A 12,467-nucleotide genomic window follows, 5' to 3' on the forward strand; every position below is an offset into this window, starting at 1 on the left:
TTTGAAAGTGGAATCCTTCACTTCCTCAGCTTGTGCTACGGCACACACTCGTCATCCCGCCTTGCCCAGCGGTCCAAAATGACTTGCTCACTATCATATTTAGAAGGCGGAATTGGTATAACTCAAAGAATCAATAAATCAGAACTTGTAGTTCAACTGAGCACCCAGAATATGGGAGCTGCTGCTGTAATCACCAGAGATAACACCATAACCAGGTTGAGCAGGCAGGTTTGGACCATCATACTTCTGTTTATTGATAGTACCATCCTGCAGCTTGACGTAAGCAAAAGCCAAATCCACATTTATATTTTCAGCCAGCTCCCAGTTGGCACCAAAGGTAAACCAGTTGCGGTTAGCATCTGGTGAGCGCACTGTACGGGTCTCATTTGTAACTGGTGAGTGGTCGAACATATAACCGCCGCGCAACAACCACTGGTCATTCAACTGATAAGAGGTTCCAAACGACAAAGCCCAAGTATTATTCCAGTTCATCGGAACATAGTTAAGCGTCCGGCCTGCCGGATCCTTAACATCAAATTCTTCAAATCGGGTCCAACGGGTCCACGTGGCATCTGCCATGATTGACCACTGCTCATCCAACCTGTACGTCACGCTGAACATCAACTTTTCAGGCATAACAATATCAAGCGTGGCGTCTTTAGTTCCATCAAGTACACCACCTGGGGAGCCCACAACAGTAAAATCGCCCTTCAGGTGAAAGTCGTAAGTCGAGTGATAAGCAATACCCAGTGTAGTCTGTTCGTTAACATTCCATAGGGTACCGATATTCCAGGCGAGAGTATTGTCATCACCTTCAATCGTTCCCTCTGCTCCCATCGGTCTGCTGGTTAACTTGCCTTTTACATGAGCGCCAGTTAAGCCAAAACCAACCGACAAGTCATCATGGATTTTATAAGATACAGTGCCTTGCAAAGCCATAACTTGAACACTAGTCTCATCGCCAAACCAGGAACCTGCCCAATTATCCTCATAATCCAGTTCAATGCCATAAGGAACATAACCACCTAAACCAACACTCCACTTCTCATCGATTGGCATGACAAAGTAACCAAAAGGAACAAAGGAAGTCCTCTGAAAATCTTCAGTGGATGACGGAGCATTTGGCCTAAAAGAATGTTTGCCATTTTCAAACTTGCCACCTTCCAAAATCACATCCGCACCAACAGATACCTGACGACCTTCTACAAGGCTGATGGCTGCCGGGTTGGATGCAGAGATAGACGCATCAATAGCATTGGAAGCACGGCCAGCGAAGCCAGTACCCAGATAGCTGGCGGATTGCTCGTTGATACCATAACCGGCCGCCTGAACGAAAGAAACCTGAGATGCCAATGCGATAGCAGAGGCGAGAATGACCTTACGGCTGAGCTGAAACTGCATAATACTCTCGAGCTTGGAAACTCTGATGAGCTATCATCAGAGCGAATTAGGGACTTGTACAAAAATTGCTCGCGATCATACAGAGGCTTTTTAGATAATTCTGTTATATTTTTGTTTCAGGATGAAAAAAGTAAGTAACCACAAACACACCGTAAATCTTTCAGAGAACAGCCCTCTATCACCTTAGGATTTGTTACGGAATAACTTCATCATTTTACTCAGTCTGGGAAAAGATCGCCGCCCGCTTCCTGCCACCCGCTGCCCGCAAAAGCACAAGCGGTTCCGGCTTTTCGGGTAGCGGGCGGCGGGTAGCGTCTGTAGAAATGTCGAAGTTATTTCAGGACAGTTCCTTACAACCTGATCTCACCGGGCCATCCTGACCGGTAACAATTTCTTCCTGCTGCCGATACCAATAACAATATAATTGGCCAGCCTACTTGATTATGTTTAATCTACCCAGAAACCCACTTTGTCACAGAGTACCAGGAGTCGAGGGTCCAGGCCCTATCCAGACCAATTATGAGCAAACGCCAAAAGAGGCGGAGGCACCGGTTGGTACCCATAGAGGCCGGGAAATTAAAAGTGCCGATACCACGAGCTATTTAGCCGAGCAGGAAAGCGTGGTAACGGGCGCAGACAGTTCATCGCCGATAAAAGCAGAAGCTACCTCGGTACCCGCTCATCACACGACGGGTCTAAAAGAGAATAAACTGGATAGCCAAGATGCAAAACTTTTACAGGAACGGGCTGATTTGCTGAAACAGGCCGATGAGCTTCTTGGCACCATTAACGAGAAGAAAGTAGTCGGTATTTCGCTGGAAGCGCTGGAAAAAGCTCGAGCTAATGGCCCTGAACAGGTGCTGGTAATGCTTAAGAGTATGGAGTTCCCGGTTGGCCTTAATGTTAAAATCACCCTTAAGTCTCAGCCCGACAAACCACTGAGCCTGATACCTCCGGGTGATGAGCTGGTAAGCCAGCAGAATCTTGGCAAGTTAATGGACAAAACCATAGAGACCCTCAAACGTCACGATAAGCAGTATGCAAATACAGAAGTAAGGGTCAGTGAAGCCGAAAAAATAAGACAGTTCCTCGTTGCCAAAGACAACGAGGTTGCGGGTAGAGACACCCTGGGCCAGGGAGAAGGTGCACAGGCTTTTGACAAGCTCAGGAACAGAAGGTGTGCAATCACCGTTCATCATCGAATCCCTGTTGAGCAAAGCTATGTCGAGGCCAGGCACCATGATGCAAGCCCGGTAGCCCAGTCTGCAGCAGAGGAAAGTTCTGCTATCACTGCCAGAGAAGATTCTTCTATTAAGAATGGTGATGGTTACACTGACGAGCAAGACTTAACCACAACAACCTCTTCCGGTTTGCAAAAGCAGGCTGTCCCCATAGCCACCGCCCCACCCATGGATAGGCCCACTCAGCCAGCAACTCCGGTTTATCCTGTACCACTCCCGTTAGTGAATAGTTCACAAACCATCGTTCCCCGTCAGCCTGAAGAGGCAGAACCGGCTTTGCCACAGAGTGAACAGCAGGCTACTGACTCAGTCGAGAAAACCACGCAAGAGCAGCCAAATCAATCTCTGCCAATGGATGAGCTTCAGTCTACCGGGTCAGAAGCATCCATCAGTGCTCAGAAAACGCAGGCCAGCCTTTCTGGCGCTGAGAATACTGGCAATGTTGCTACTGCAGAAACAGCCCCTGTCCCAGCAGAGCAATCCGATGTTCAGCCGGCAATGACTCTGCAACAGGCAGAATCGTCAACCACCCCTACCCCGAAAACGGAACAGACGGCCAAATCGCAAGTCCGACAGCCAGAAAGACAAGATAACTTGCATGCAGCACTGATCAGAGAGATAGAAAATAGACAATGGAAACTAAAACCAACAAAGTCAAACCAGCCAACTGAAGGCAATAGCACACAAACCAGTGGCAGACTTTCCCCCAATCACGATACGGCAAACACACCAGAAGCCTCCAGGCCCATGAGTAACCCCGAACTTATGGAGGAATTGACAAAAAAACTGGCCGACATAAGACCGAAAACACCGGAAGAAGTTGACACGATGGATAGCAATGTTGCCAGGCAATGGGCTCAGGCAGCGAAGAGAGTTAAAAATGACCGCCTTCCCTTTGTCGATGAACTGATGGAAAAAGTAGCGGCAAAAAACAGAGCAATGGAAGAAACGGCTCAGCCCTACCAGCCGGCACTATCATCCGCCGGTTATAAGCCTACTGAAACCACGGTTTCTTTTCCCCCATTCCCGGCGTCGGATGAGTTACCGGAAACCGCCTCCACGGAATCCGGGCAGATAAGTCCCACTCAAACTGATAGAAAAGCAACCGATGACATTGCTGTAGCAAAGGACGAAACGAAAAACACATCATCCAGTAACAAGGCGTTTAGCGATGCCAAATTTAAAGAAGAGTTGACAAAAGCCGTGGCAAAGATGTTGAAAAGAAGTTCAAATACCATGGATGCTGACGACATCACAGACTCGTCCGTATCTGAAGACCTGTTCCCGAAGGATTTAACCGCTGACCTGAACAACATAATGAATGCTGCCCTCTCTCCAGAAGAACCGGGAGAAACCGCTCAGCCAACCCTGAACAAAGATGCCACAACGCCATTGCCTCCCCCTACACCACCGACGCCTCCACCAATATCCCAGGAAATTTTGCTGTCAGCCAGGACCAGGAAGGCTCCTGCATCAACCAGCACTGCTCAGGCCAATAGCCCGGACAACGCAAAAAAAACGGAATCAGGTAACGGGACTACAAGCAAGCCATCAAATCAGGGCTTCTTTGGCGGTGATGCATTCAAAGAAGATCTGAATAAAGCCATTGAAGCCATGGATAAAAAGCGTCAGACCGACAACATGGATATTGATCAAAAAATCGCAGAGGCAAAAACAAAGGCAAAAAAAGTGAAGGAGCCCAATGATGTGTTCGGTGCTCTGAAAAAGGCATTGTTTCCAATTGCGCGGGCCAACAATCCTGGTCAAGACGAGCCGCCCGATAAAGACGAAAATGACGAGTTTACATAAGTACCACATATTCCGGTGAGTTCGACCTATCCTGGCTGACCGGTAATGTCGCCTTTAGGCGATGCCTCGTTCCCACGGTCCGTGGGAATGCATGCCCCAAACTCGCCGTCAATGCCCCCATAAGACCCCAGGGTCTCCGGCAAAAACCGGTTGTTTCACATCCTGCAGGCTCCGGTATGTATTCCCACGCAGAGCGTGGGAACAAGGGTTTGTTGTATGGGCATTAGCGCTTTTCTGCACTAGGAGGCTGTCCGAGAATCATGTTGATATCGTGACTGATCATTTCTCCCACCTATTTATTCAAAATCAGCGCTCGATAAGCGCCACAGCCTGTTATAGATATTCATCAGCAGGGATACACTCAAACTGATGGTGAGATAAACGGCTATGGTCATGGCAATCACTTCCACCGCCTGCCCGGTCTGGTTGAGGGTAGTGCCGACAAAGACACTGACCAGGTCCGGATAACCAATCGCTGTCGCCAGTGAAGAGTTTTTTGCCAGATTCATATACTGGTGCTTTCCGGGTTATGTATTAATTGTGTTAAACTGCCGTCCACTTCGATAACCATGCAGTGATAATTCTTCTAATGTCTCAAAGAATCAGCGAACACTACAAGGCCATTATTGAGTCCGTCGGTGAAGATATTCATCGGGAAGGCCTCAGAGATACGCCGCTTCGCGCTGCCAAAGCAATGCAGTACCTTACCAGAGGCTATAACCAGACACTGGAAGAGATCGTTAATGGTGCGGTGTTTGAATCCGACATCAGCGAAATGGTCGTCATCAAAGACATTGAACTTTACTCAATGTGTGAGCATCACCTGCTTCCCTTTATTGGCAAGTGTCACATTGGCTATGTACCCAATGGTAAGGTGCTCGGCTTATCCAAATTTGCCCGCATTGTGGATATGTTCGCCCGACGCCTGCAGATTCAGGAAAACATGACCAGACAGATTGCCGATGCCATTATGGAAGTCACCGATGCCAAAGGGGTTGCCGTGGTGATTGAGGCGCAACATATGTGCATGATGATGCGCGGCGTGGAAAAACAAAACTCATCCATGACCTCTTCGGTAATGCGCGGTCTGATGAAAGACAATCAGCCAACCCGTGAAGAGTTTCTGCGTTTTATTCGCTGATAACCTTGATCATGGGCAACAAAAAAGCCAGCATTCGCTGGCTTTTTTGTTGCCTGGTAATAGTCCCTAAATAACTTCTGTATTTCTTAGGTTCCAAACTTCCTTCGTCCTGAGCCTGTCGAAGGGCGTGCACTGCGAACTCACGCATTGTGCCTGCCACCCTTCCACTCTGCTCAGGATGAACGGAGATCAAGTTCTAAACCAGGAAGTCAGTTAAGGACTGTTCCTTAGACTTAACACCAATCCAGAATCACTTTTCCCGACTGTCCTGACCCCATGATTTCAAAACCTTTGGCAAAGTCGTCAACCGGGAACCGGTGCGTAATGATTGGAGAAATATCCAGACCAGACTGCAACATACTGACCATCTTGTACCAGGTCTCGAACATCTCACGACCATAAATACCTTTGATCACCAGACCTTTGAAGATGACCTGGTTCCAGTCAATCACCGTATCACTGGCTGGAATCCCCAGTAGTGAAATTTTGCCACCATAGTTCATATTTTCCAGCATCTGCTTAAATGCGCGACCATTGCCGGACATTTCAAGACCCACATCAAAGCCTTCAACCATGCCCAGATCAGCCATCACTTCCTGCAAATCGGTATTGGCAACATTAACGGCGCGGGTCGCCCCCATTTTACGGGCCAGATCCAAACGGTATTCGTTGACATCGGTAATCACAACATTGCGGGTACCGACATGTCTGCAGATTGCTGCCGCCATAATGCCGATGGGGCCTGCACCGGTAATTAGTACATCTTCTCCGACCAGGTCAAATGAAAGTGCGGTGTGAACCGCATTACCAAACGGGTCAAAAATTGAGGCCAGGTCATCACTGATATCATCAGGAATCGGGAAGGCATTAACCGCCGGAATCACCAGGTATTCGGCAAAAGCACCGTCACGATTGACGCCAACACCTACAGTAAAGTTGCAGAGATGGCGGCGGCCAGCACGGCAGTTACGGCAGTGGCCACAGGTAATATGGCCTTCACCGGAAACCCGCTGACCGACCTCAAAGCCACGCACACCTTCACCCATGTCAACGATTTCGCCGACAAATTCATGGCCAACGTGCATACCCACCGGAATAGTTTTCTGCGACCACTCATCCCAGTGATAGATATGCATGTCAGTGCCGCAAATGGCCGTTTTGCGGATTTTGATCAGTACATCGTTGTAACCCACCTCTGGCTTGGGATGGTCTTCCATCCAGATTCCGGGTTCTGCTTTGCTTTTGGCTAATGTCTTCACAGTTTCAATTTTCTCAATAGGCTTACTATTCCAGAATAGCAAGCCAGCTTTCAGGTAAATCAGCAGGAATATCAGCGGATAACGCCCAACTCCCGACCAATCCTGGCGAAAGCGGCAATGGCTCTGTCCAGGTGCTCCCGGCTGTGGGCAGCGGACATCTGGGTACGAATTCTCGCCTGCCCTTTTGGCACGACCGGGAAGGAGAAACCGACCACGTAAATGCCTTCTTCCAGCATACGATCGGCAAACTGACCAGCCAGTGAAGCATCACCCAGCATCACCGGCACGATCGGATGATCGGCACCGGCCAGGGTAAAGCCCAGTCTGGTCATTTCAGCGCGGAAATAGTCTGCATTATCACGCACCTTCCGGCGCAGTTCCGCACCTTCAGCCAGCATCTCAAACACTTTGATTGAGGCGGCAGCAATGCATGGCGCCAGCGTGTTGGAGAAGAGGTATGGACGCGAACGATTACGCAACCAGTCAATGACTTCGTTTTTACCCGAGGTGTAACCACCGGAAGCACCACCCAGCGCTTTACCCAGGGTACCGGTCAGAATATCCACACGTCCCATGACTCCACAGAACTCAGGAGTACCAACCCCTTTCTCACCAATAAAACCGGTGGCATGACAGTCATCCACCATCACCAGCGCACCGTATTTATCCGCCAGATCGCAGATACCTTTCAGGTTGGCGATAACCCCATCCATGGAGAATACGCCATCGGTAGCAATCAGTTTGGTTTTGGCACCGGCAGCCTCTGCCGCCTGCAATTGTGCTTCCAGATCGGCCATATCGTTATTGGCATAGCGGAAACGTTTGGCTTTGGACAGGCGCACACCATCAATGATACTGGCATGGTTCAGCGCATCACTGATAATGGCGTCATCCGGCCCCAGGATGGTTTCAAACAGGCCTCCATTGGCATCAAAACAGGAAGGATAGAGAATTGTATCTTCCATGCCCAGGAACTGGGAAATGTGCGCTTCCAAATCTTTATGAACAGTCTGGGTACCGCAGATAAAGCGCACGGAAGCCATGCCAAAGCCATACTGATCAAGCCCCTGTTTACCCGCTTCAATAAGCTCCGGTGCATTGGCCAGGCCCAGGTAGTTATTGGCACAGAAGTTAAGCACTTCTGCACCGCTCTCACCATTAGAGAGCACTTTGATTTCAGCCTGTTGCCGGGAGCTGATCACCCGTTCACTTTTATAAAGCCCTTCCTGCTTGAGCTCATCCAGCTGCCTGAGCAGCCCTTGATAAAAATCGGCCTTCATTTCGACTCCTGTTCTCGGTAATTTCCAGCATCCTAACTTTGCCCAACCATCAGACACACAGCCTCCAATACCCCCTATACCCCAATAACACGAGCATCATTGGGGTTAAATCAAAGGTTATGAGACCAATGGGTATAGCTTACTGCCATCAACCCGATCATTGTAGATGATTGAACTAATAGTGGATCAGCAAGGCGCCCTATTGAACAGGCATTTGTACGTATTATCACCACCATTCAACAAAATAATTAACAGATTACTCAGTAGAAACTATTGTAAGCTATAAGGATTGAGAACTTTATGATCTTACAAAATATCTGACCTGCGTTTAGTTGAGTAATAAATACTGTCAAATGTAATATCAGAACGAAACTCTTCCAGTTCTGCTTTATGTACCTGCAGAGCTACTTAACTTTGCCTATCAGCTTTTGCTCCCGATACTCTTCAATTCCTTCTTCAATTTGGAATTTCAAATCCCTGAATTCTTCAGCATAAGAATGTCTATGAGTTCTATCACTGGATATTGCCCTCCAGTTCTTAGCTCGACTCATTCGCTGTTCATTTTTTCTAAGGTGCTCACCAAATGCGCCATTTACACATTTAAACTTTGCTTTCAGTGACCTCATATCTGACAATTTAGCTTTATCCACTCTTACAGAATAGCTCTGATCACCTGATCCAGATGACTCCACATCATCTGATTTTCTGGATTGCCATTCTACTTTTGAAAGGCTAACCATAAGTGGCTTAGGGTTGCGATGCGATGAAGTTTTGGCACCATCACTGTCATATTTTTTATATTTTCTTCCTTCATGTGAATAATGATCATGATTTTTTCTTCCCTGAAAAAGAACTGAGTTCTCTTGCTTTGTATCCTCTCGGTCTGAAGAGCCCACTAACCTTCTGTTCCCCTTAACGTCCTGATCCATCAAGCCATCTTTTCTTCTCTGCTCTATTATATTTTTTTCTCTGGGCATTGCTTCCCTCACATCTCCGGGTTTGTCCATAATCACTCTTGGCTGCTTTTTTTGGTGATGAGAAAAATCAATGGATCTGGTCACAGCTACCCCTGCTCCACTAAATGAGATTACAGCTGCCATGGCTACTATTTTTGTTGCTGCCCTCCCTTCATTGACAACCCTGTTATGATTCGCTGCTCCTTTTAGAGCTGTATGAGCAGTATCATGTCGATGTACTGAGATGGAATGCCAATCAGATAGACTTTTTACATCGTCATCATGCTTGGTATTTGAACTGAAGTGATTAACACTGCTCCAATGAAGAATACCTCTTGTCGTCGAATGCAAACCCTGCCTTGCCGAACTCTGTGGATTGGCGTCCAAGTGACTCTGAGTGGAATTTGAAGATGGTTGTAAAGGAGAAATTGTCATGAATTATACCTAAACTAAACAGTTAAATCCGTTCTTAGTTACTAATAGGAAAAATAAACTATAGACCAGAAGCTAGAAGCTAGGTGAAGAATTGAGAGATAGATTCATCAAGGAAAAAGCAACGCTCCTAAATAATAGTAGGGAGTGTTGCCTGGGTAGCCTCTCAAAAAACACGAAAATAAGTCTGTACACTTTACTCAAGCCAAAACTCAAGTCAAAAAAACGCTCTCAACGATCATACTAACCACCTTATCTGCGGAACTGTGATTATCAATAAGTTCATCAGCAATAATCACAATCATTTCAGCCTTTACCAGAGCATCCACCTTGGCAGACCACTGTTCATCATCACTGCTAATCACCAATGGATAAAACCCAAAATAAAACAGCTGTCGTTCAATAACTTTGGCATGCTGTCTGGCAACTTTGAACACACCGCCTCTCTGACCCAGACGCTCTTGACGGTGGACTCTGGATAGCGAATCCTGCTCATGATTACGCTCACTGACTCCCCGTACCATACCGGCAGCAACCGTAGCATTACTGAGCCGGTCAATGACAATAAAGGCACCGGACTGGCGGTTACGCTGGTAGCTGTCCACAGGAACGGCCCTGGTCAGCCTGAGCTGGCACAGGCCAATTTCATTGAGTGCCAGCTGCTCTGCCGGGTGATGGGCCAAGGAGTTCACATCAATCCGGTGATCAACCCCGGCAAAGCTGCCCGGAACCTTACCGGCAGAAAACTTGATCTGATACTGCCTGCCGGGGCTCATGGGCTGTTCCGCCATCCAGACCAGATCCACATCCAGGTCAGTAGCCACTTGAACACGGCTGTCCCTGTGCACCAGCATATCACCACGGCTGATATCAATTTCATCCGCCAGAGTCAGAGTAACCGCCTGCCCCCCATGGGCTTCAGGCAGATCCCCATCCCAGGTCACAATGCGTTCAATGCTGCTTACCTGACCCGAGGGTAATACCCTGACCTGATCGCCGGGCTTGATCTTGCCGAAGGCCAGCGTTCCTGAAAAGCCACGAAAATCCAGGTTGGGACGATTGACATATTGAACCGGGAAGCGGAAGTCATCCAGGTTACGATCCCGGGCAATCTCGACATTTTCCAGCACGTCCATCAGCGTACTGTCACGATACCAGGACATCCGCTCGCTGCGGTGCACCACATTGTCGCCTTCCAGTGCCGACATCGGTACAAACTGAATATCTCCCAGTTTCAGCGGTTCTGAAAAGTCGAGGTACTGATTACGAATCTCTTCAAACCGTGCTTTGCTGAAATCCACCAGATCCATCTTATTGATGGCCACGACAATATGTTTTATGCCCAGCAAGCTGGCAATGTAGGTATGCCGACGGGTCTGGGTCAGCACGCCCTGACGGGCATCAATCAAAATAATCGCCAGATCACAGGTGGAAGCGCCGGTTGCCATATTTCTGGTGTACTGCTCATGGCCGGGCGTATCGGCAATGATGTACTTACGTTTTTCGGTGGAAAAATAGCGGTAGGCAACATCAATGGTAATGCCCTGCTCACGCTCTGCCTGCAGACCATCCACCAGCAGCGCCAGATCCAGTTTTTCACCCTGGGTACCTACACGTTTACTGTCGTTTTCTACAGCAGCCAGCTGATCTTCATAAATCACGCTGGTATCGTGCAAAAGACGGCCAATCAGGGTGCTTTTACCATCATCAACACTGCCACAGGTGAGAAAACGCAGCATCTCTTTTTGTTCATGACGGTTCAGGTACTCTTCGATATCGCTGGCAATAAGTTCAGATTGGTGTGACATCAGAAATACCCTTCCTGCTTTTTCTTTTCCATGGAGCCTGCACTGTCATGGTCGATCACCCGGCCCTGTCGCTCAGAGGTTCTGGTCAGGAGCATCTCCTGAATCACTTCTGTCAGTGTATCCGCTTCAGATTCTACGGCACCGGTCAGCGGGTAACATCCCAGGGTTCTGAAGCGTACTTTGCGCATCCGGGGTTGTTCACCCGGTTGCAGCGGCATCCGCTCATCATCCACCATAATCAGGCTGCCATCACGCTCCAACACCGGGCGTTCTTTAGCAAGATACAGTGGCACAATAGGGATCTGTTCCCGGTGAATGTACTGCCAGATATCAAGTTCCGTCCAGTTTGACAGCGGGAACACGCGAATACTCTCGCCCTTCTCAACCTGGCTGTTATAGATATTCCAAAGCTCTGGTCTCTGGTTTTTCGGATCCCAGCGATGATTTTTGTCGCGAAAAGAGTAAACCCGCTCTTTCGCCCGGGATTTTTCTTCATCCCGACGGGCGCCACCAAACGCAGCATCAAAGCCGTATTTGTCCAATGCCTGCTTGAGTGCCTGGGTTTTCATCACATCGGTATGTTTCGCGCTGCCATGGGTAAATGGCCCGACGCCCTGCTCCAGACCTTCCGGATTGGTATGCACCAGCAGCTCAAGACCGAGTTTTTTCGCCAGCTGATCCCGGAACTCAATCATTTCCCGGAATTTCCAGGTAGTATCTATGTGCAATAAAGGAAAGGGAGGTTTACCCGGGTAAAAAGCTTTCATGGCCAGATGCAGCATCACGGCAGAATCTTTGCCAATAGAGTAAAGCATGACAGGGTTTTCAAACTCAGCAGCCACTTCCCGGATGATATGGATGCTTTCCGCTTCCAGCTGTTTTAAATGATTCTCTCTTGCATAAAAACGTTGATCCGACATGCATTTCGACCCAAAGCGAAGTTATTGTTGTGCTCTAAGTGAAATACTATCAGTGAAAATAGAATAATAAATTCAATAAATATATTGTTTTTATATATAAATATATCGCTTACTGATTCCCTCTGAATCGAGATGCGGCTTAGCCTGTCGCCATAGGAACTGTCGTTTAATAACTTCGACATTTCAGTAAGCGCTGCCCGCTTCCCGCCACCCGCTGCCC

9 protein-coding genes and 1 pseudogene are annotated in these 12,467 nt (G+C 48.2%); 2 read left to right on the forward strand and 8 right to left on the reverse strand.

Annotation, left to right across the window (positions count from 1 at the left end):
* Positions 1-138: 138 nt before the first annotated feature.
* Entirely contained in the window at positions 139-1,401 is a 1,263-nt protein-coding gene (locus KDK15_RS01500; protein ID WP_257293597.1) for an OmpP1/FadL family transporter, read from the reverse strand.
* Positions 1,402-1,844: 443 nt separating this feature from the next.
* On the opposite strand from KDK15_RS01500, the gene KDK15_RS01505 reads away from it, so the two are divergent.
* Entirely contained in the window at positions 1,845-4,451 is a 2,607-nt protein-coding gene (locus tag KDK15_RS01505) for a hypothetical protein (protein ID WP_257293598.1), read from the forward strand.
* Positions 4,452-4,757: 306 nt separating this feature from the next.
* On the opposite strand, the pseudogene KDK15_RS01510 reads toward KDK15_RS01505, so the two are convergent.
* Positions 4,758-4,978, reverse strand: a pseudogene (locus KDK15_RS01510) (amino acid ABC transporter permease); the annotation flags it as partial.
* 62 nt (positions 4,979-5,040) lie between these two features.
* Between KDK15_RS01510 and folE the strand changes: the two are divergent.
* Positions 5,041-5,592: a GTP cyclohydrolase I FolE gene (gene folE / locus KDK15_RS01515; RefSeq protein WP_257293599.1), complete on the forward strand. Its 552-nt coding sequence runs from the start codon at positions 5,041-5,043 to the stop codon at positions 5,590-5,592.
* Between the two features lie 233 nt (positions 5,593-5,825).
* Here the strand turns inward: folE and tdh are convergent, their stop codons facing one another.
* The 6 genes from tdh to KDK15_RS01545 form a co-directional block, all read right to left on the reverse strand.
* Positions 5,826-6,851, reverse strand: coding sequence for an L-threonine 3-dehydrogenase (gene tdh / locus KDK15_RS01520; protein ID WP_257293600.1), 1,026 nt, complete (start codon positions 6,849-6,851; stop codon positions 5,826-5,828).
* 71 nt (positions 6,852-6,922) lie between these two features.
* A complete protein-coding gene (locus tag KDK15_RS01525) occupies positions 6,923-8,131 on the reverse strand; it encodes a glycine C-acetyltransferase (RefSeq protein WP_257293601.1) in 1,209 nt (402 codons plus the stop codon).
* Between the two features lie 404 nt (positions 8,132-8,535).
* The gene (locus KDK15_RS01530) at positions 8,536-9,522 is read right to left on the reverse strand and encodes a hypothetical protein (protein ID WP_257293602.1); all 987 of its coding nucleotides are present in this window, start codon (positions 9,520-9,522) and stop codon (positions 8,536-8,538) included.
* A gap of 209 nt (positions 9,523-9,731) precedes the next feature.
* Complete coding sequence (gene cysN / locus KDK15_RS01535; RefSeq protein WP_257293603.1) at positions 9,732-11,327, reverse strand: sulfate adenylyltransferase subunit CysN; 1,596 nt, start codon at positions 11,325-11,327, stop codon at positions 9,732-9,734.
* The gene (gene cysD, locus KDK15_RS01540; protein WP_257293604.1) at positions 11,327-12,247 is read right to left on the reverse strand and encodes a sulfate adenylyltransferase subunit CysD; all 921 of its coding nucleotides are present in this window, start codon (positions 12,245-12,247) and stop codon (positions 11,327-11,329) included. Before cysD ends, cysN begins: the two co-directional genes overlap by 1 nt.
* On the reverse strand, positions 12,208-12,467 hold a 260-nt coding region (locus KDK15_RS01545), incomplete at its 5' end, for a hypothetical protein (RefSeq protein WP_257293605.1). The genes KDK15_RS01545 and cysD, both read right to left, overlap by 40 nt.

It is taken from the genome of Endozoicomonas sp. YOMI1, assembly GCF_024606345.1.
GTDB lineage: Bacteria > Pseudomonadota > Gammaproteobacteria > Pseudomonadales > Endozoicomonadaceae > Endozoicomonas.